Raw genomic sequence first — 18,372 nt, 5'->3', positions numbered from 1 at the left:
TGGTCATGAAGATCGTAGTGATCGGTGGTACGGGGCTCATCGGCTCCAAGCTGGTCGGCAAGCTGACGGAGCACGGGCACGAGGCGGTTCCGGCCGCGCCCAGCACCGGCGTCGACACCCTGACGGGCGAGGGGCTGGCCGAGGCGCTCGAGGGTGCCTCGGTCGTGGTGGACGTCTCCAACTCCCCCTCGTTCGCGGACGACGCGGTCATGGAGTTCTTCCGCACCTCCACGGCCAACGTCCTCAAGGCGGAGACCGAGGCGGGCGTGCAGCACCATGTGGCGCTGTCCGTGGTCGGCACCGACCGCCTCCAGGGCAGCGGCTACTTCCGCGCCAAGCAGGTCCAGGAAGACCTGATCAAGGCGTCCGGGGTGCCGTACACCATCGTCCACGCCACCCAGTTCTTCGAGTTCGCGAAGGGGCTGGCCGACGGGGTCACCGAGGGCGACACCGTGCGCCTGCCCGCCGCCAAGATCCAGCCCATGGTCTCCGACGACGTGGCGGCGGCCGTCGGCCGGGCCGCCGTGGCCGCCCCGGTGGGCGGTGTGGTGGAGGTCGGGGGTCCGGAGGCGTTCGAGCTGGAGGAGTTCATCCGCATGGGACTCGACGCCATCGATGACCCGCGCAAGGTCGTCACGGACCCCGAGGCGCGGTACTGGGGTGCGGAGCTCGAGGAGAACACCCTGCTGCCGGGCCCTGACGCACACCTCGCCGAGACCAGGTTCGCCGACTGGCTGGCGCAGCAGAAGTAAGCCCCACGTGATGGCCCCCGCCGGTCGGCGGGGGCCATTTTTTGGGTCTGCTTTCCGGGGCGGAGGTCAGTGCGACTGCTCGTCGGTACCGATTGCCTCGTACTGCTCGTGTCCGGTGAGCAGGCTGAGCCGTTCCTGGCTGAGCGGGGCGTGGATCTCGACGTATTCGCCGTTCGGCATGCGTTTGATGATGCCGGTCTCGCGGCCGTGCAGCAGCTCGTCGCGGTCCTTGCGCTGCAGGCCGAGCGCCCATCGCTTGGTGAGGACGTAGGCAAGGGGCGGTACGACGACGAGACCGATGCGGACGGCCCAGGTCACGGACTCGACGGAGACGTGGAAGCGTGTGGCGATGATGTCGTTCGCGGCGCCGAGCAGGGCGACCAGATAGAAGCTGATCCACGAGACGCCGAGGGCCGTTCGTGCCGGTCGGTTGCGCGGCCGGTCGAGCAGATGGTGGTCGCGGTCGTCGCCGGTCACCCAGGACTCGATGAACGGGTAGACGCCCATGGCGACGAAGACCCCGACACCCGCGAGCAGGGGGATGAGATTGTCGAGCGCCAGTGTGTGGCCCCACAGGACGACCTCCCAGCCGGGCATGACCCGCAGCAGGCCGTCCGCGACACCCATGTACCAGTCGGGCTGGGACCCGGCCGAGACCTGGTCGGCGCGGTAGGGGCCGTACTGCCAGACGGGGTTGATCTGCGCGATCGCGGCCATGACGAAGATGACGCCGGCGACCAGGAAGAAGACCCCTGCGGACTTGACGGCCCGGACCCTGAACGGCAGTCCCACGACGTTCTTCTCCGTCCGTCCCCGGCCCGGGTACTGCGTGTGCCGGTGGCGGAAGGCCAGGAAGACATGGGCGACCAGCACCCCCACCATCAGCGCGGGGATGATCAGCACGTGGATCGTGTTGAAGCGGGCCACCAGATCGTGTCCGGGGAACTCGCCTCCGAAGAGGAACATCGAGAGATACGTTCCGACGATCGGGATGGAGAGGATCGTGCCGTTCACGACGGCGAGGCCCGTACCGGAGAGCAGGTCGTCGGGCAGGTCGTAGCCTGTCAGTCCCGCGAACATTCCGAGCACCAACAGCAGGAATCCGAGGACCCAGTTCAGTTCGCGCGGCTTGCGGAAGGCGCCCGTGAAGAACACGCGCATCATGTGCAGCAGCATGGCGGCGACGAAGACCAGCGCGGCCCAGTGGTGGGCCTGCCGGATCAGCAGTCCGCCGCGGACGTCGAAGGAGATGTGCATCGTCGAGTCGAACGCCTCCGACACCGTCCGGCCCCGCAGCGGTGCGTAACTGCCGTGGTATTCCACCTGGTTCATCGACGGGTGGAAGAACAGTGTCAGATAGACCCCCGTGACGATGACGACGACGAAGCTGTAGAGGCTGATCTCGCCGAGCAGGAACGACCAGTGGTCCGGAAAGGCTTTGCGCGCCTTTCCCCGTACCAGGCTGTAGAGCCCCAGACGCCCGTCCGCCCACTCGGCGACCCGTTCGCCCCTGCCTCGTTCCCGTACGTCGTTGTCCTGGCTGCCCTCGTCCACGGCTCCAGCACCACCGTTCCCTGATGTGTTCGAAAGAGTTGTGGTCAGGCCGCCGTGGTGACCGTGTCCTGTGCGGGGCGGGCCCGGCGCCGGTTCACCGCTCGGCGTTCGCTCTCCGTCGTGCCGCCCCAGATGCCGTCCACCTGTCCGGCGCGCAGGGCCCAGTCCAGGCACTGCCGTACGACCGGACAGCGGCCGCAGACGGCCTTGGCCTCGTCGATCTGGACGAGCGCCGGGCCGATGGTGCCGACGGGGAAGAAGAGATCGGGGTCCTGGCCCAGACAGCCGGCCCGTTCACGCCAGGACAGGGTGGGGTCTGCTCGTTCAACAGCCATCGAAAGCGCACCTCCAGCATCGCCGTGAGTGGTGTCGGACGCTCACAAGTGAGACCGGACGGGCGGCGCCGGTGTGACACTGGAGCGGGGAGGCGCGTGTCACACGATCGGTGTGTGTCCGGTCATATGGATGCCACCGGGAGGGAGGCCGTCCCGTGGACGAGGCCGAGGCGCTGCCGATCGCCGACCTGCTCGACGAACGCCGCTACCTGCTGGAGGTGGCCTTTGGGATGCTGGGCAGCGCCCCGGAGGCGGAGCGGGTCGTCGACGAGGTCTACCGTCTCTGGTACGGGCTGTCGCACGACGCGCGTCGAGAGATCGTACGGCCGAGGTCCTGGCTGGCGGGGGCGGCGAGCCGCAGCTGCTGGAACCGCCCGTCCGACACCGGCGAGGACGTCGGAGAGGTCGCCGACGGCGTGGGACGCGGCGAGCCGGAGTGTGCCGAACCGGCCGAGCGGGCGCGGGCGGGCGTCCGGGTGCGGCGGGCGCGGCCCGCGTCGACGCGGGAGCAGGACGCCGTGGTGCGCTCGGTGGTGCGGGCGTGCGCGTCCGGGGACGACGAGGCGCTGACGGCCCTGCTGTGTGCGGATGCCGTGGCGTTCTTCGACGGGGGCGGCAAGGTCAGGGCGCTGGACCGGCCGGTGCACGGGAGCCGGCCGGTGGCCCGCGCCCTGCTGACCCTGCTGGCCCACGGGCCGCGCACCGCCATGAGCGCGCAGTCCGTCAACGGCCGTACCGGTCTGGTCGTGCGCTACGAGCGCCGGGTCGCCGCGGTGCTCAGCCTGGACGTGGCCGACCACCACGTCGCACAGGTCTGGGTGGTCCTCAACCCGGACAAGCTGCGTTCCTGGAACCGGCTCCCCGGCCCCCGCACCCGGTGACGGGCGTTCAGGCCTTGCGGGCGACTCCGCCATAGATGTCCGTGGGTTCGGGCGTGCTGCCCGGCTCGGGTCGCCACAGCGGGCACGAGACGATTCCGGGCTCCAGCAGTTCGAGGCCCTCGTAGTAGGCGGCCAGCTGGGCCGGGCTGCGCAGCACGTACGGGATGGCGCCGGTGTCGTCGTAGCCCTGCTGGGCGTCCTTGAGCGAGGCGTCGGTGTCGGTGCTGTCGTAGTGGACGAAGTAGCTGCCGGACGGCAGCGCGGCCTGGAGGCGGGCGACGATGGACTTGGCCTCCTCGTAGTCCTGGATGTGGCCGAGGATGCCCATCAGCATGAGCGCGACCGGACGGTCGAAGTCCAGGATCTTGGCGGCCCGTTCGATGATCTTCTCGGGCTCGTGCAGGTCGGCGTCGATGTACTCGGTCACGCCCTCGGGGGAGCTGGTGAGCAGTGCCTGGGCGTGCCGCAGCACCAGGGGGTCGTTGTCGACGTAGACGATGCGTGATTCGGGTGCGATGCGCTGGGCGACCTGGTGGGTGTTGTCGTACGTCGGCAGGCCGGTGCCGATGTCGAGGAACTGGCGGACGCCGAGTTCGCCGGCCACGAGGGTGACGGCGCGGATCAGATAGTGGCGGGAGGCACGGGCCATGGTCTCGATGTTGGGGGCGACCTCGCGGTAGGCGTCCCCCGCGGCCCGGTCGACCTCGTAGTTGTCCTTCCCGCCCATCCAGTAGTTCCAGATGCGCGCCGAGTGCGGCACCGAGGTGTCGATCTTGGACAGCGCGTCCTGGTCGGTCGGCTTGCTGTCAGCCATGGAGCTTCTCCTGCCGTGCGTCACGGGGTGTGTGTTCAACCTAACGACAACGCCCCCGCGAGGGACCCGAGTTGACAAGGCGAGGGTCGCGGGCCCGCACGACTGAGGTTGCCGTGCGGGCGTGTCCGGTCGTCCGTTCGCGGGGTCGGGCGCGGTCGTTCAGGCGACGAGGAAGTCCGCCTGGCCGGCCTTGGCGCCTTCCAGGAAGGAGATCATCTCGTCGCGGGTGTAGACGAGTGCGGGTCCGTCGGGGTTGGTGGACTGGCGGAAGGCGACGCGGCCGTCGGACAGTCGCTTGGCTTCCACGCAACTGCCGCCGTTGGTCCCGCTCCAGGGCTTGTGCCAGCCCTCGGCTCCCAGATCGATGGCGGGCATTCCACTGTAGATGCGGTCCTTGGATCCCATGGATCACAGCTCCTTACGCAGTTCACCCAGGATGTCCCTGGTTCGTGCAACCGGCTCCGCCTGAACGGACATCCGGTCCAGCACTTCGAGATAGGAGACGACGTCCTCGGGCCGGTCGACGTAGACGGCGCCGGTCAGGTTCTCGGTGTAGACGACGTCGGGCAGTTCGGAGAATCCGAAGCGGAAGTGGTGGAAGGGACCGAAGGCACCGGGGTGGGCGCCCACGGACACGGGCATGATCTGTAAGCGGACCTTGGGCCTGGCCAAGGCCTCGATCAGATGGCCTATCTGAGCCCGCATCACCTCGGTCCCGCCGACGGGCCGGCGCAGTACCGTCTCGTCCAGGATGGCCCAGAGGGTCGGGGCGTCCGGCTTGGTGAGGAGGTCCTGGCGCCTCAGGCGCAGGGACACGCGGCGGTCGATCTCCTCCTTGGGTTCGTTGGGGAAGCCGACGTGCAGCAGCGCGGCGGCGTAGTCGCGCGTCTGCAACAGGCCCGGGACGTAGTGGGGTTCGTAGAGCCGGATGACGCTGGCTTCGCTCTCCAGGCTGACGTAGGCCTTGAACCACTCGGGCAGTACGTCGCGGTACGAGTACCACCACCCGGGCTGGTTGGCCTCCCTGGCCAGGCCGAGGAAGTCGTCGATCTCCCCTTTCGGGACCCCGTAGAGGTGCAGCAGTTCCCTGACGTACGGGATCCGCAGCCCCACCTCGGCCTTCTCGATCCGGCGGACCGTCAAAGGGGTCACCTCGATGGCCCTCGCCGCATCCTCGAACGACACACCGGCCTGCTCGCGCAGGGTCCGCAGACGTCTGCCGAGAACGATGCGCAGGACGGTCGGCGCGCTGCCGCCCGAGCGGTTATCGGTCACGTTCAACCTCCTGAACGGCCGTCACGCTCTGCAGTGTGCCACGGCTCGGACGACTCCGACAGAACGATGCGATAGATCTGAAATTATCGGAATGAAGGTTGCGGGCTGAGTTTGCAGAAGGCCATAGTTAACCCGTGACCTGTCGTACAGAGCGCTCATGTGGTGCCCAACGGCCGTTGAGGCCAAGGGAACTGATGTTCCGACGGGTCTGCCGTTCTCATCACGGCCACCGCTGCAGCCACCCCACAACAGGGCTGTGTACGAAGGAGGTTCGATGACGGCATCCAGGGCACAGCGCCGCGCGCCGTCGCTCTTACGGGTCCACGATGGTGACGGAACGTTCGCCCCCAGGGCGGCGGTTCGGGCCCGAACTGCGAACACCGCCGCGAACGAACTCCTTCGCTCGACCTTCCCGGCCGACCCCTCCTGGGCCGCCGCGGTACGGCGCACGGTCGCCGACCGCCTCGCGACCGTGCTGCCGCACCCCGAGCAGATCGACAACGCGGCCCTGGCCACCGGCGAACTCTTCGCGAACGCCGTCAGACATGCCGGCCTCGGCCCCGGCGACACCGTCACCGTCGCCGTCGAATGCACCGAGCACTCGCTCCGCGTGATCGTCGCCGACCGCTCCCCCGTACCGCCCCGACCGCAGACGACGGATGCGTGCGCCGAGTCGGGCCGTGGTCTGGCCATCGTCTCGGCCCTGACCGACAACTGGGGAATCGCACCTCCCGAACCGGGCAGACCGGGCAAACGGGTGTGGTTCACGATGACGCGCCGGGAGGTGGCACCGTGAGGGGCACGACGGGACGTCGCAACGACGACGCAGCCGGCCTGCCGACGGGACGGCCGGGCGACGACGCAGCCGGCACGCCGGTCGGTCGACAGGCCGCGAGCGGTGAAGTCCGTGACGGCGTACCGACGGAGACCACCACGCTCGCCCCGAAGGCGCAGGTGCCGGACGATGTGGCGGCGCTCGCCGTCGAGTTGCTGGGCAGGGCGGAGCAGGACAGGGAGTTGATGCGGCAGGCGCAGGAGGATCCCGCGCCGCTGCGGCGGCACCGGATCGCCCAGTGCCACCGGGACAACGCCGAGGCCCTTGCGGCGATCGTCGCCCGGTACGGGTGGCCGCACGCCGACCTGGTCGGATCGCCCGCGTCGACGGCGGCCGTGATGATCCTGCTGCACTCCCCCGACCTCGGCTTCCGCCTGCGGTGCCGCGATCTGATCGCGCTGGCCACCGCGGACGGGCACACGCCCGCCATCCACTTCGCCTATGTCGCGGACCAGTGCGCGGTCGATCTGGGCCAGCCCCAGTACTACGGCACGCGGATCAGCCCCAGAACGCTGCGCCCGTATCCGATCCGCCATCCGCAGAGCGTCGACGAGCGCCGCAGCGATGTCGGTCTCGGCCCGCTCCAGGAGCAGCTGCAGGCCCTGCGCATCACGGGCTGACGACGCGGGGCACCCCTTTTGCGCCGGGCCCGTTCGACCTGGGCGCGCCTGATGTGGAGAATCAGAGCCATGAGCGAGAACGTGTATTTCGAAATTTCGGCCAACGGCGAGAAGCTCGGCCGCGTCGTCTTCCGGCTGTTCGACGACGTCGTGCCGAAGACGGCGCGCAACTTCCGTGAGCTGGCGACCGGCCAGAACGGGTTCGGTTACAAGGGCGCGCCCTTCCACCGGGTCATCCCCGAGTTCATGCTGCAGGGCGGCGACTTCACCAACGGCAACGGCACCGGCGGCAAGAGCATCTACGGCGAGAAGTTCGCGGACGAGAACTTCCAGCTCAAGCACGACAGGCCGTTCCTGCTCAGCATGGCCAACGCGGGCCCCGGCACCAACGGCTCGCAGTTCTTCATCACCACGATCGTGACGCCGTGGCTGGACGGCAAGCACGTCGTCTTCGGCGAGGTCGTCGAGGGCGAGGACGTCGTCAAGGCCGTCGAGGCCCTGGGCAGCCGCTCGGGCACGACCTCGAAGAAGATCGTCATCGAGGACTCGGGCGTAGTCGCCTAGTCCTCCTCTTTCGGACCCGGCCGGGCAGTCGGCAGCGGTCCCGTCACTCGGGTGACGGAGCCGCGCCACTGCCCGGCCCTTTTGTTGCCCGGCTCCGGCCGACTCCCGTCTCATCGCCTGTCCGCTGGGTGGACACCGGTTGACCGCTCTCGAAGCGCGCTCACATTATGAGTGCACCACTCGGAATGTGAGTAGCAGACAAGGAAGGGTGTGCGGGATGAGCAGGCAGCGATCCGTCGGTTCCGACGACGTCCTGGCCGGACTCCGCGTCCTGGAGCTCGGCAGCTTTATCGCGGCGCCGTCCGCCGGACGGCTGTTCGCGGACTTCGGGGCGGACGTGGTGAAGGTCGAACGACCCGGCACCGGCGACGAGTTGAGGCGCTGGCGGCTGCACGGCGGCGACACCTCACTGCTGTTTCGCGTGATGAACCGCAACAAGCGGTCGGTGACCCTGGACCTGCGCACGGACGAGGGCCGCGCGCTCTGTCTCGACCTGATCCGCGAGTGCGACGTAGTGCTGGAGAACTTCAGGCCCGGCACCCTGGAGCGCTGGGGCCTGGGCCCGGAGGAGATCCGGCGCGCCAACCCGCGGGCCGTCCTCGTGCGGATCTCCGGGTACGGCCAGAGCGGGCCCTACCGCGACCGCCCGGGCTTCGGCGGGGTCGCCGAGGCGGTGGGCGGGCTGCGGAACCTGACCGGCTACCCGGACCGCGCGCCGACCCGGGTCGGCATCAGCATCGCCGACCAGATCGCCGGGCTGTACGCGGTGATCGGCGCCCTGATGGCGCTGCACCGGCGCGGCCGCGACGGCCACGGCGACACCGTGGACGTGGCGCTCTACGAGGGCATCTACTCGCTGATGGAGTCCCTGGTCCCGGACTTCGACGCGTACGGCGTCGAGCGCGAGCGCACGGGCAGCGCCCTGCCCGGCGTGGTGCCCTCCAACACCTACCGGTGCGCGGACGGCAAATACGCGGTGATCAGCGGCAACGGCGACGCCATCTACCGGCGGCTGATGCGGCTGGTCGGCCGCCCCGACCTGGCCGAGGACCCCGCGCTCGCGGACAACGCCGGACGGGTGGCCCGGGCCGAGGAACTGGACGACGCGATCAGCGCCTGGACCGCCTCGCTGCCCTGCGCCGACGTACTCGAGGCGCTGACGGAAGCCGCGGTTCCGGGCGGCCCCATCTACACCGCCGCCGACATCCTCGACGACCCGCACTTCCGCGCCCGGGGCATGCACGAGAGGCATCCGGTCGCCGTGAGCGCCGACGAGAAGGCGGAGGTGGTCTTCCCCGGGGTCGTGCCCCGGTTCGAGGACCGTCCGGGCAGCACCCGGTGGCTCGGCCCCGACCTGGGTGAACACACCGATGCCGTCCTGGACTCGCTCGGCGTCGGCGCGGCCCGGCGCGAGCGGCTGCGTGCGCAGGGGGTGCTGTGATGACGGGTTCCGAGACGACCGGTACGGAGACGACCGGATCCGTCACGAGCGATTCCGGGACGCCCGGTTCCGGGACGCCCGGACCCGTGACGACCGGATCCGCGACGCCCGGATCCAGGACGACCGGATCCGCGACGCCCGGACCCGCGACGCCCAGACCCGCGACGCCCGGATCCAGGACGACCGGATCCGCGACGCCCGGACCCGCGACGCCCGGACCCGTGACGCCCGGACCCAGGACGACCGGACCCAGGACGACCGGACCCGTGACGCCCGGACCCAGGACGACCGGACCCAGGACGCCCGGATCCGCAACGCCCGGACCCGTGACCACCGGACCAGCGGCGCAGGAGCCGGTCGAGCAAGTGCTCATCACCGACGTCCTGCTGCGCGACGGCCTGCAGATCGAGCCCGTCAGCGTGCCGACGTCCGACAAGATCCGGCTGGCGCACGGCCTCATCGAGGCCGGTCTGACGTCGCTGGAGGTGGGGGCCTTCGTCCACCCGGAGAAGGTGCCGCAGATGGCGGACACCGATCCGCTCGTGGCCGCCCTGCAGCCGGGCACGGACGCCGCCCTGCACACGCTGGTCTTCAACGAGCGCGGCGCCCGGCGCGCGATCGCCGCGGGAGCCCGGCACGTGCGCTTCGTCGTCTCCGCGAGCGACGGCCACAGCAGGGCGAACGCCGGCACGGACACCCGGGGCGCCCTGGAGCGGCTGGAGCCCTGCGCCCGGCTGCTGACCGAGCGCGGCATCCGGATCGAGGCGTCGATCGCGACGGCGTTCGTCTGCCCCTACGACGGCCAGACCGCGCCGCGGCGGGTCGTGGACGTGGCCCACCGACTGGTCGAGCTGGGCGCGAAGGTGATCCACCTCGCCGACACGATCGGCGCGGCGAGTCCGGCGCACATCCGCCGTACGGTCTCCGAGGTGCGCGCCGCGCTGCCCGCCCAGTCGCTCGGGCTGCATCTGCACAACACCTACGGCATGGCCTCGGCCAACGCGTGGGAGGGCGTCCAGCTGGGCGTGCGCCGCTTCGACGCGGCGCTCGGCGGGATCGGCGGCTGCCCGTTCGCGCCCGGGGCGGCGGGCAACATCGCCACCGACGACCTGGTCAACCTCTTCCACAACGTCGGCATCGCCACCGGAGTCGACGCCGCCAAGCTGGTGGCCGTACGCGACCAGCTGCATGTCCTGCTCGGCAGAAAGCTGGAGTCCGCGCTCTCGTCCGTGCCGGCGGCTCCCGTGGCACTGCGCGTCTGAGCCCGGGCCGGGGATTCGCTCGGTCAGCGGGTTCCGGGGCGGTAGCCGAGCCGGCGTGAGGCGTCCTCCGCGGCGGCCACCACCTTCGGCGCCAGCTCACCGACGTCGGAGGGGGTCAGCCGCTGCGTCGGCGCGCCGATGCCGAGCACCGCGACGAGTTCACCGGTGAGCCCGAAGACCGGGGCGCTGACCGAGGCCGCGCCCAGGTCGCGTTCCTCGAAGGAGGCCGCGTAGCCGAGCTTGCGGATCTCCTCCAGCTGCTGGTCGAGCAGGTCGATGTCGACGACGGTGCGGGCCGTGTGCCGGCTGAGGCCGTGGCTGACGGCCGCGGAGCGGGCCAGCGGGTCGTAGGCCATGAAGACCTTTCCCGCCGAGCCCGCGTGCAGGGCCATCACCATGCCCACCATGAACAGCCGCATGACGACGTGGTGGGTGTCCGCGATGGAGACCACCGTGCGGTAGGCGCCGTCGCGCACGTAGAGACAGGCCGTCTCGCCGGTGGAGTCCCGCAGGTCCTGCAGCGACGGGCGGGTCAGGCGCACCATGTCCAGGCCGAAGGTGCCGGGGGCCGCCCAGCGCACCAGTCCGAGACCGATGCGGTAACCGTCCTCGTCCCGGTCCAGGAACCCCTCCCGGACCAGGTTGTGGACCAGGCGCTGGCTGGTGCTGGCCGGCAGTCCCGTTTTCCTGGTGATCTGCTGCAACGTGAGACAGGGCTCCGCGATCGTGAAGCACTCCAGGACCTGGCGGAACTTCTGCAGCACCAGGATCGGCGGAATGCCGCTCTTCTCGCCCGCACCCACCTTCTCGCCCGCACTCACCACTGGTCTCCTCTCCCCCGGGCGCCCGTCCTCCGCGGATCCGTGCTGCCCGGGCCAAGGTTACTGAGCGCCGCCCCGGCCGGGCTCCGCCGCGGTGCCGCGCGCCCCGCCGCGGGACTTTTCTTCAGACCGTGGCCGCCGACCCATTGACGTCAGACCATTGCACCTTCAGCATGAGTCGAACCACATTGTGAGTCTACAACTCACCACCGCTCGCTGGAGGGCCCGTGAAGGACGCCTCGGTTGCCACCAGGCTCGATCGCCTACCCATCACCCGCATGCATCTCATGGCCGTCCTCGTGGTCGGCCTGGGTATCTTCTTCGACCTTTACGAGGTGTTTCTCGCAGGCACGGTCAGCACCGCGCTCAAGGACGACTTCCAGGTCGGCGCGGACCAGCTCAAGCCGCTGCTGGCCTCCGCCTTCGTCGGGGCCTTCGTCGGCGCGGTCGTCATGTCCCGCATCGCCGACCGCCTCGGCCGCCGCAGGGCCTTCTATCTCACCCTGGCCGTCTACTCGGCCTTCTCGGTACTCGCGGCGTTCAGTCCGAATGTCGAGATGCTGATCGTCTGCCGCTTCCTGGCCGGTCTCGGCATCGGCGGCGAGCTGCCGCTGTGCGACGCCTATCTCTCGGACCTGCTGCCCGCACGCCACCGCGGGCGTCTCATCGGCTGGGCGTACACGGTCGGCTTCTGCGGCGTGCCGCTCGCCGGCTTCCTCGCGCTGAACATCGTGCCGGACACCTATCTGGGCGTGGCCGGGTGGCGCTGGATGTTCGTGATCGGCGGGGTCGGTGCGGCGCTGTGCTGGGTCCTGCGCCGCGGCCTCCCGGAGTCGCCGCGCTGGCTGGAGGCGATGGGGCGGCACGAGGAGGCCGACCGCGTCGTGCGCATCTTCGAGGAGTCGGCCCACCGCAACACCGCCGCCGCGACGAGCCCGACCGGCCCCAATGGCCCGACCGACCCGGAGGCCGAGGCGCCGGCGACGGTTCCCGAGAAGGCCTCGCTGCGCCAACTGGCCCAGCCGCCCTGGCGGTCCCGTTCGGTGATGCTGGTGATCTTCCAGATCCTGCAGGTCTTCGGCTACTACGGCTTCGGCACCCTGGCCCCGCTGGTGCTGGCCAGCAAGGGCTACGACATCGTCCACAGCCTGACCTTCAGCTCCCTGTCCTTCGTGGGCTACCCGATCGGCTCCCTGCTGTCGGTGTTCGTCATCGAGCGGGTCGAGCGCAAGACACTGATCATGCTGTCCGCCTTCGGCATGCTCGCCTTCGGCCTGGGCTTCGGCTACGCCCAGAACACCGCGATGATCGTCGCCTTCGGCTTCTGCTACACCTTGGTGAGCAACCTCTTCTCCAACGCCTACCACGTGTACCAGGGCGAGCTCTTCCCCACCCGGCTGCGCGCCACGGGCGCGGGCGGCGCCTACTCGCTCAGCCGCCTCGCCTCCGCGGTCATGCCGTACGTCCTGCTGCCGCTGCTGCTGAACCACGGCGCCAACGCGGTCTTCGTCTTCATCGCCTGCGCGATGGCGGCGGTCATCGTCGACATCGGCCTGCTCGGCCCGCGGACCACCGGCCGCTCGCTCGAGGAGCTCACCTCTCCGGGGCTCGCGACCGCTCCGGGCGCCGGGGTCCCGCTGGACGCGGCCGCCGCCGAGCACTGACCACCCGGCCACCCCCACCGGCTCCGGTCCTCCCGTCGGCCTCTCGGGCGGGCCGGGGCTGCTGAGGGTGGCACATGGTAGCGTCGTAGCGTCCGTATACAAGCTGTATGCGAGCTGTGGGGGTTGCCGTGGCGTCGGGCCGGGAGAAGGCGTACGCGTATCTCAAGGACACGGTGCTGTCGGATCCCGACATGCAGGGGGCGTTCCTGTCGGAGCAGGAGCTCGCCGACCGTATCGGTGTCTCCCGCACGCCCATTCGCGAGGCGCTGCTGCAGCTCGCGGCCGAGGATCTGGTCGAGCTGGTGCCCAAGCGGGGCGCGCGGGTGGCGCCGCTGACGGGGCGGGAGATCCGCGAGCTCATGGAGCTGCGCGCCATCGTCGAGCGGTACGCCGCCGAGCAGTTGGTCTCCGCCGGACGCCCGCCGGTGGCGGAGCTGCGGTCGCTGCTGGAGCAGCAGCGCGAGCTGACCGGCGCCGAGGACGCCAAGGAGTTCATCGACGTCGACCACCGCTTCCACTCGGCACTGATCTCCGCCGTCGGCAACAGCCTCCTGGACCGCCACTACGACGGACTGCGCAGCCGCCAGGTCCGCGCCGGCGTGGTCGCCCTGTTCAACCAGCAGGGCCGGCAGGAGGCCGTACTGCAGGAACACGAGGCGATCCTGGACGCCCTGGCCGCCGGCGACGCACAGGCCGCGTGCGCCGCCATCGACCACCACCTGGAGTCGACGCTGAAGGTGCTGCTCGCGGGGTAGCCCTGTCCGGCGGATCATGTTCGGGCAGGGCTCGGTAGGTTGGCCGCATGTCTTCTGCACTCGTCGTCGGTTACGACCCGCAAGCGATACCCGGTGTTGACGGAGAGGCCCTTCGTGCGGCGCTCGACGCGGAGTTGGGACGGTTCGGTGAGCACGGCATCGACGCGGCCATGACGCTGCTCGTGTTCGACGAATCGGCCGAGTCCACCCTCGTCGCCTCGTTGACCGAGCAGCCGTGGGATGTCGTTGTCGTCGGCGGCGGGATCCGCAAGGCCGAGCCGCTGCTTCCGCTCTTCGAACAGATCGTGAACCTGGTCCGGCGCCATGCGCCCCAGGCTGCGATCGCGTTCAACACCAGCGGCGGGGACAGCGTCGAGGCGGCACAGCGGTGGTTGTGAGTCCCAGCTGCCCGGTCACGTACTGAGCCACGGTCGGATCGTTGGCCGGCTGTTCGGCTGTTCGGCTGTTCGGCTCGGGGATAATGTGCTGGATCTGCCGTCCGCGCAGGTAGCGGCGAATGGGGCGAGGAGTCCTGTCCTCGACGTCCGGTCAGGGGTAGGTGATCACGAGCATGGTCACGCCGTCCTCGGTGGTCCAGGGGCCGTGCGGCATGCCCGGTGGGCGGCAGGCGTACATGCCCGCGGTGAAGGTGCGGTCCAGGGTCAGGTCGTGCAGGGCGCCCTCGACGAGGTAGACCTCCTCCCAGAAGTCGTGGCGTGCCACGCCGCCGTCCGAGGTGTCGGTGCCGGGCGCCCAGCGGACGAGCGCGGTGCGGCAGCCGCTCTCGGGGTCGTCGGCCAGGACGCGCTCCTCGACGCCGGGGCCCGCCCCCACAGGGGCGATCCACAATCCGTCCGGGAGATGGAACTCCAGCTCGGGCTTGCTCATCGCCACAACTCCGGGCGCCGGTTGGCCAGTACGGACGTCTTCTGCCGTACGGCGGCGACCTCGTCGAAGTCCAGGTCGGCCACCAGCAGATCGGGCTCGGCGCCCAGCGCGTAGCGGACCGTGCCGTCGGGTCCGACGATGCGGCTGTGCCCGATGCCGGTCGGCGCGGTACCCGGCTCGCCCCCGGGCTCGGCCTGACCGACGGCGGCGAGCCACACGGTGGCGTCCAGCGCACGGGCTCGCACCAGCAGCTCCCACTGTTCCGGCTTGCCGGGCCCCGCGCCCCAGGAGGCGGCGAGCAGGGTGCCGACGGCTCCCGCGTCGGCGTGTGCCCGAAACAGCTCCGGGAAGCGGACGTCATAGCAGGTGGCCAGGCCCAGCCGTACGCCGTCCACGTCGATCAGCGTCGGGGCCGATCCCGCCGCGACGCTGTCGGACTCGCGGTAGCCGAAGGCGTCGTAGAGGTGGATCTTGTCGTACGACGCCTCGACGCCGGGTCCGGTGGCCAGCAGGGTGTTGGCCACCCTGCCGCCGGAGGCCGGGGTGAACATGCCGGCCACGACCACCGTGCCGGTGGCCTGTGCGATCTGCCGTACGCCCTCGGCCCAGGGGCCGTCCAGGGGTTCGGCGAGCGGGGCCAGGGGCGTGCCGAAGCAGGCCATCGACGCCTCCGGGAAGACGACGACGCGGGCTTTGTCGGCTGCCGCGCGGTGGGTCCATTCCTCCAGGAGACGGAGGTTCTTGCCGGGGTCTGGGCCGGTGGTGAGCTGGCTCAAAGCGATCCGCATGACGCGGTTCCTCCTCGGAGGTGCGGCGGGGACTCGGGGTTCGGGGGTCAGTGGGTGCGGGTGGTGTCCGGCGCCGTGCGCGTCTTCGGCGCGGCGAGTACGGCGTCCTCGTCCACGGCGGCCTCGGGGTCGCGGCCCAGACAGACCCCGGCGAGGGAGACGGCCGAGGCGACGGCGATGTACGCGGCCAGCGGCACCCAGGTGCCGTAGACGCTCAGCAGGGTGGTGAACAGCAGCGGGGCGATCGCGCCGCCGATGATCCCGGCCAGGGTGTACGCGAGTGAGGAGCCGGTGTAGCGCAGGCGGGGCGAGAACTGCTCCGCGATGAAGGCGGCCTGCGGGCCGTAGAGGCAGCAGTGGATCACGAGGCCGACGACCACACCGGCGGCGAGCGGCAGCCAGCTGCCGCCGCCGATCATCGGGAAGAACAGGAAGGGCCACACGGCGGAGGCCACCGCCGCACCGCCGGACAGCAGCCGCCGGTTGACGCGGTCGGAGAGGGCACCGGCCAGCGGCATCAGGAAGACCTGCAGGGTGGAGCCGATGAGGACGGCCGCGAGAGCGGAGCCGCGCGACATGCCGAGTTCCTTGGTGGCGTACGTCAGGACGAAGACCGTGAACATGGCGTACAGCACGTCGGGGCCGACGCGGCACAGGATCGCGGCGAGCAGGGCGCGGGGCTGGGTGGTGAAGACCTCGCGGATCGGCGCCTCGGGGCGGGAGTGCTCCGCCGCCATCGCCTTGAACACCGGCGTCTCCTCCAGCTTCGCCCGCACCCACAGCCCGAACGCGACCAGGACGCCGGAGAGCAGGAAGGCCACGCGCCAGCCCCAGGACTCGAACTGCGCCTCGGTCAGCAGCGCGCCGAGGGCGGCCAGGACGCCGTTGGCCAGCAGGTTCCCGGCGGGAGGGCCGACCTGCGCGGCGGAGGCGTAGAAGCCGCGACGGCGCGGGTCCCCGAACTCGCTGGACAGCAGGACGGCTCCGCCCCACTCGCCGCCGACGCCGACGCCCTGGGCGAAGCGCAGCACGACCAGGGCGATCGGGGCGGCGACGCCGACCGTCGAGTACGCGGGCAGGACGCCGATCAGGAAGGTGGCCGCGCCGATGAGGACCAGCGTGGCCATCAGCACCCTCTTGCGGCCGATGACGTCGCCGAGACGGCCGAACACGAAGCCGCCCAGCGGGCGGGAGACGTAGCCGACCGCGTAGGTGGAGAACGCCAGGAGCGTGCCGGTGAGCGGGTCCTCGGAGGGGAAGAAGAGGTCGCCGAAGACCAGGGCGGCCGCGGCGGAGTAGACGGCGAAGTCGTACCACTCCAGCGCTGTTCCGGTCAGGCTCGCGACGAACGCCCGGCGGACGCCGGAGTGCCGGGCGGACGCGTTCAGGTCGTCCTTCGGGGTGCGGGGCATGGTTCCCATCCTTGCTGAGAGACATCGACCTTCCGGCATACTTCTTGTATACAGGTCGTATGCGCAAGCCCCTGCGCCAAGAAGTTCACCGTGGATGCGATCTCTGGGAGTGCCCTCATGGCCGTGCTGACCTTCGAACTGCCCGACGGATCGATGCGCGAGGTCGACGTCGTCCAGGTCCTCAACGCCGGGTACGCCGGCCGCAGCCAGGACGACGTCGCCGCGCATGTCGCGGAACTCGCCGAGCTGGGCGTGCCGGGTCCGTCGGTGACGCCGGCCCTCTACCCCGTCTCCCCCTACCTCGCACAGCAGACCGACCGGGTCCAGGCGCAGCACGGGCGCACGTCCGGAGAGGCGGAGTGGGCGCTGGTCGTCGCGGACGGCGGGGAACTGCTGCTGACGGCCGCCTGCGACCACACTGACCGCGACCTGGAGGTGCACGGGGTGGCCTGGAGCAAGAACGCCGGCCCGGACGTGCTCGCCCGTCGCGCCTGGCGCCTTGCCGACGTGGAGTCCCGTGTCGACGAGCTCACCCTGCGGGCCTGGGTCACCCACGGCGACACGCGCACCGAGATCCAGCACGGCACCCTCGCCGAACTCCTCACCCCCGCCTATTGGGTCGACGTCCTGCGCTCGCGTGACGCCCTCGTCCCGGGCACGGTCCTGATCTCCGGGACCATCCCGATGGCCCCCGGCGTGGACCAGTTCGCCGACGGCTGGACCGTGGAACTGGGCGACCCCGTCACCGGGGACACCATCCGCCTCGACTACGCCGTCCGGCCCATGCCGGCACCCATCGGCTGAGGCGACGACGGCCGCGACGGCTGACGCGTACAGGCATGGATCGACGGTATTGAGTTCATCCATGACATCTGAGACGGATTGGCATTGGACGTCATGACACGGGGCGGCCATCATCGCTGCATGACGGCCATCGTCCCCGCATGATCGAGCTGATCCGAACAAGCCGGATCCGAGAAGAGGGAGTCGCCAGCCATGTCACTCGCCCGCGTCCACAACTTCGCCATCTCGCTCGACGGTTTCGGCACCGGTGAGGGCCAGAGCCGGGAAGCGCCGTTCGGTCACGCCGGCGAACGGCTGCACCAGTGGATGTTCAAGACCCGTTTCTGGCACGACATGATCGGCAAGCCCGGCGGGAGCTCCGGCATCGACGACGCCTTCGCGCGGCAGTTCAACCCCGGGATCGGCGCCGAGATCATGGGCGCCGGGAAGTACGGCTTCCCCGGGTGGCACGAGGACCCGGAGTGGAAGGGCTGGTGGGGGCCCAACCCACCGTTCCACACACCGACGTTCATCCTCACGCACCACACACGGCCGCCGATCGAGATGGAGGGCGGCACGACGTTCCACTTCCTCGACGCCTCCCCCGCCGAGGCGCTCGAAGCGGCCCGCAAGGCCGCGGAGGGCCAGGACGTGCGCATCGGCGGAGGGGCCACGGTGGTTCGTGAGTTCCTCGCCGCCCGGCTCATCGACCACATGCACGTCGTGGTGGCCCCGATCCTGCTCGGGCGCGGCGTACGCCTCTGGGACGAACTGGAGGACCTCGAGAAGGACTACGACATCGAGGCCACCTCCTCGCCCAGCGGAGTCACGCACCTGACGTTCACCCGCGCGGGCGGCTGAATCGCTGCTGCTCGGCGGCCGAAGCACGTCGGCGCCGTCCCATCAGAGGGTCGGCGCCGACGTGAGG

At 70.3% G+C, this 18,372-nt stretch carries 21 protein-coding genes; 12 read left to right on the top strand and 9 right to left on the bottom strand.

The window, feature by feature from the left end; translation table 11 throughout:
• Positions 1-5: 5 nt before the first annotated feature.
• Positions 6-752 (top strand): SDR family oxidoreductase, encoded by a 747-nt coding sequence (locus JYK17_RS03765; RefSeq protein ID WP_108012364.1) that lies wholly within the window; start codon positions 6-8, stop codon positions 750-752.
• A 66-nt stretch (positions 753-818) separates the two neighbouring features.
• Here JYK17_RS03765 and qcrB read toward each other — a convergent pair whose 3' ends face one another.
• Positions 819-2,306 carry a cytochrome bc1 complex cytochrome b subunit gene (gene qcrB, locus JYK17_RS03760; RefSeq protein ID WP_108012363.1) on the bottom strand — a complete coding sequence of 496 codons (1,488 nt, stop codon included), beginning with the start codon at positions 2,304-2,306 and terminating at the stop codon, positions 819-821.
• A gap of 44 nt (positions 2,307-2,350) precedes the next feature.
• The gene (locus JYK17_RS03755; RefSeq protein WP_108012362.1) at positions 2,351-2,641 is read right to left on the bottom strand and encodes a WhiB family transcriptional regulator; all 291 of its coding nucleotides are present in this window, start codon (positions 2,639-2,641) and stop codon (positions 2,351-2,353) included.
• A gap of 155 nt (positions 2,642-2,796) precedes the next feature.
• Here JYK17_RS03755 and JYK17_RS03750 point away from each other — a divergent pair, with 155 nt between their 5' ends.
• Positions 2,797-3,522, top strand: coding sequence for a sigma-70 family RNA polymerase sigma factor family protein (locus tag JYK17_RS03750; RefSeq protein WP_222809748.1), 726 nt, complete (start codon positions 2,797-2,799; stop codon positions 3,520-3,522).
• Positions 3,523-3,529: 7 nt separating this feature from the next.
• On the opposite strand, the gene JYK17_RS03745 is transcribed toward JYK17_RS03750, so the two are convergent.
• The 3 genes from JYK17_RS03745 to JYK17_RS03735 all read right to left on the bottom strand — a co-directional run bounded on the left by JYK17_RS03745 (position 3,530) and on the right by JYK17_RS03735 (position 5,611).
• Positions 3,530-4,336 carry an SAM-dependent methyltransferase gene (locus JYK17_RS03745; RefSeq protein WP_108012360.1) on the bottom strand — a complete coding sequence of 269 codons (807 nt, stop codon included), beginning with the start codon at positions 4,334-4,336 and terminating at the stop codon, positions 3,530-3,532.
• A 159-nt stretch (positions 4,337-4,495) separates the two neighbouring features.
• Positions 4,496-4,741, bottom strand: a complete 246-nt coding sequence (locus JYK17_RS03740; RefSeq protein WP_108012359.1) for a DUF397 domain-containing protein — start codon at positions 4,739-4,741, stop codon at positions 4,496-4,498.
• 3 nt (positions 4,742-4,744) lie between these two features.
• The gene (locus tag JYK17_RS03735) at positions 4,745-5,611 is read right to left on the bottom strand and encodes a Sco1979 family transcriptional regulator (RefSeq protein WP_181362462.1); all 867 of its coding nucleotides are present in this window, start codon (positions 5,609-5,611) and stop codon (positions 4,745-4,747) included.
• A gap of 274 nt (positions 5,612-5,885) precedes the next feature.
• On the opposite strand from JYK17_RS03735, the gene JYK17_RS03730 reads away from it, so the two are divergent.
• From JYK17_RS03730 to JYK17_RS03710, 5 genes are all read left to right on the top strand, one after another.
• Positions 5,886-6,407, top strand: coding sequence for an ATP-binding protein (locus JYK17_RS03730; RefSeq protein WP_222809747.1), 522 nt, complete (start codon positions 5,886-5,888; stop codon positions 6,405-6,407).
• On the top strand, positions 6,404-7,066 hold the full coding sequence (locus JYK17_RS03725) for a DUF6624 domain-containing protein (protein ID WP_308011636.1): 663 nt from the start codon (positions 6,404-6,406) through the stop codon (positions 7,064-7,066). Before JYK17_RS03730 ends, JYK17_RS03725 begins: the two co-directional genes overlap by 4 nt.
• Before the next feature lie 69 nt (positions 7,067-7,135).
• The gene (locus JYK17_RS03720; protein WP_108012357.1) at positions 7,136-7,630 is read left to right on the top strand and encodes a peptidylprolyl isomerase; all 495 of its coding nucleotides are present in this window, start codon (positions 7,136-7,138) and stop codon (positions 7,628-7,630) included.
• A 217-nt stretch (positions 7,631-7,847) separates the two neighbouring features.
• Entirely contained in the window at positions 7,848-9,071 is a 1,224-nt protein-coding gene (locus tag JYK17_RS03715; protein WP_108012356.1) for a CaiB/BaiF CoA transferase family protein, read from the top strand.
• Positions 9,072-9,397: 326 nt separating this feature from the next.
• On the top strand, positions 9,398-10,333 hold the full coding sequence (locus JYK17_RS03710) for a hydroxymethylglutaryl-CoA lyase (RefSeq protein ID WP_222809746.1): 936 nt from the start codon (positions 9,398-9,400) through the stop codon (positions 10,331-10,333).
• A gap of 23 nt (positions 10,334-10,356) precedes the next feature.
• Here the strand turns inward: JYK17_RS03710 and JYK17_RS03705 are convergent, their stop codons facing one another.
• Positions 10,357-11,154 carry an IclR family transcriptional regulator gene (locus tag JYK17_RS03705; protein WP_234548286.1) on the bottom strand — a complete coding sequence of 266 codons (798 nt, stop codon included), beginning with the start codon at positions 11,152-11,154 and terminating at the stop codon, positions 10,357-10,359.
• A gap of 278 nt (positions 11,155-11,432) precedes the next feature.
• Between JYK17_RS03705 and JYK17_RS03700 the strand changes: the two genes are divergently transcribed.
• The 3 genes from JYK17_RS03700 to JYK17_RS03690 all read left to right on the top strand — a co-directional run bounded on the left by JYK17_RS03700 (position 11,433) and on the right by JYK17_RS03690 (position 13,971).
• A complete protein-coding gene (locus JYK17_RS03700; RefSeq protein ID WP_234548285.1) occupies positions 11,433-12,818 on the top strand; it encodes an MFS transporter in 1,386 nt (461 codons plus the stop codon).
• A gap of 128 nt (positions 12,819-12,946) precedes the next feature.
• The gene (locus JYK17_RS03695) at positions 12,947-13,573 is read left to right on the top strand and encodes a GntR family transcriptional regulator (RefSeq protein ID WP_108012353.1); all 627 of its coding nucleotides are present in this window, start codon (positions 12,947-12,949) and stop codon (positions 13,571-13,573) included.
• A gap of 47 nt (positions 13,574-13,620) precedes the next feature.
• Positions 13,621-13,971 (top strand): hypothetical protein, encoded by a 351-nt coding sequence (locus JYK17_RS03690; RefSeq protein ID WP_108012352.1) that lies wholly within the window; start codon positions 13,621-13,623, stop codon positions 13,969-13,971.
• Between the two features lie 151 nt (positions 13,972-14,122).
• Here JYK17_RS03690 and JYK17_RS03685 read toward each other — a convergent pair whose 3' ends face one another.
• From JYK17_RS03685 to JYK17_RS03675, 3 genes are read right to left on the bottom strand one after another with little or no spacing between them, the layout of a single operon-like run.
• Positions 14,123-14,461, bottom strand: coding sequence for a cupin domain-containing protein (locus JYK17_RS03685; protein WP_222809744.1), 339 nt, complete (start codon positions 14,459-14,461; stop codon positions 14,123-14,125).
• Positions 14,458-15,249 carry a carbon-nitrogen hydrolase family protein gene (locus tag JYK17_RS03680; protein WP_222809743.1) on the bottom strand — a complete coding sequence of 264 codons (792 nt, stop codon included), beginning with the start codon at positions 15,247-15,249 and terminating at the stop codon, positions 14,458-14,460. Before JYK17_RS03680 ends, JYK17_RS03685 begins: the two co-directional genes overlap by 4 nt.
• 47 nt (positions 15,250-15,296) lie before the next feature.
• Complete coding sequence (locus tag JYK17_RS03675) at positions 15,297-16,661, bottom strand: MFS transporter (protein ID WP_128801180.1); 1,365 nt, start codon at positions 16,659-16,661, stop codon at positions 15,297-15,299.
• Between the two features lie 117 nt (positions 16,662-16,778).
• Here JYK17_RS03675 and JYK17_RS03670 point away from each other — a divergent pair, with 117 nt between their 5' ends.
• The gene (locus JYK17_RS03670; RefSeq protein ID WP_222809768.1) at positions 16,779-17,465 is read left to right on the top strand and encodes a DUF2848 domain-containing protein; all 687 of its coding nucleotides are present in this window, start codon (positions 16,779-16,781) and stop codon (positions 17,463-17,465) included.
• A gap of 192 nt (positions 17,466-17,657) precedes the next feature.
• A complete protein-coding gene (locus tag JYK17_RS03665; protein WP_222809742.1) occupies positions 17,658-18,305 on the top strand; it encodes a dihydrofolate reductase family protein in 648 nt (215 codons plus the stop codon).
• Positions 18,306-18,372 lie beyond the last annotated feature (67 nt).

Source organism: Streptomyces plumbidurans (assembly GCF_019857225.1).
Lineage (GTDB): Bacteria > Actinomycetota > Actinomycetes > Streptomycetales > Streptomycetaceae > Streptomyces > Streptomyces plumbidurans.
This window is presented reverse-complemented; position numbering and strand designations above follow the sequence as displayed.

Coding starts and splice junctions, on each gene's coding strand:
- JYK17_RS03765 (WP_108012364.1), top strand. CDS start 6: ATGAAGATCGTAGTGATCGGTGGTACGGGGCTCATCGGCTCCAAGCTG.
- JYK17_RS03680 (WP_222809743.1), bottom strand. CDS start 15,249: ATGCGGATCGCTTTGAGCCAGCTCACCACCGGCCCAGACCCCGGCAAG.
- JYK17_RS03720 (WP_108012357.1), top strand. CDS start 7,136: ATGAGCGAGAACGTGTATTTCGAAATTTCGGCCAACGGCGAGAAGCTC.
- JYK17_RS03715 (WP_108012356.1), top strand. CDS start 7,848: ATGAGCAGGCAGCGATCCGTCGGTTCCGACGACGTCCTGGCCGGACTC.
- JYK17_RS03685 (WP_222809744.1), bottom strand. CDS start 14,461: ATGAGCAAGCCCGAGCTGGAGTTCCATCTCCCGGACGGATTGTGGATC.
- JYK17_RS03675 (WP_128801180.1), bottom strand. CDS start 16,661: ATGCCCCGCACCCCGAAGGACGACCTGAACGCGTCCGCCCGGCACTCC.
- JYK17_RS03755 (WP_108012362.1), bottom strand. CDS start 2,641: ATGGCTGTTGAACGAGCAGACCCCACCCTGTCCTGGCGTGAACGGGCC.
- JYK17_RS03700 (WP_234548285.1), top strand. CDS start 11,433: ATGCATCTCATGGCCGTCCTCGTGGTCGGCCTGGGTATCTTCTTCGAC.
- JYK17_RS03745 (WP_108012360.1), bottom strand. CDS start 4,336: ATGGCTGACAGCAAGCCGACCGACCAGGACGCGCTGTCCAAGATCGAC.
- JYK17_RS03730 (WP_222809747.1), top strand. CDS start 5,886: ATGACGGCATCCAGGGCACAGCGCCGCGCGCCGTCGCTCTTACGGGTC.
- JYK17_RS03670 (WP_222809768.1), top strand. CDS start 16,779: ATGGCCGTGCTGACCTTCGAACTGCCCGACGGATCGATGCGCGAGGTC.
- JYK17_RS03740 (WP_108012359.1), bottom strand. CDS start 4,741: ATGGGATCCAAGGACCGCATCTACAGTGGAATGCCCGCCATCGATCTG.
- JYK17_RS03665 (WP_222809742.1), top strand. CDS start 17,658: ATGTCACTCGCCCGCGTCCACAACTTCGCCATCTCGCTCGACGGTTTC.
- JYK17_RS03690 (WP_108012352.1), top strand. CDS start 13,621: ATGTCTTCTGCACTCGTCGTCGGTTACGACCCGCAAGCGATACCCGGT.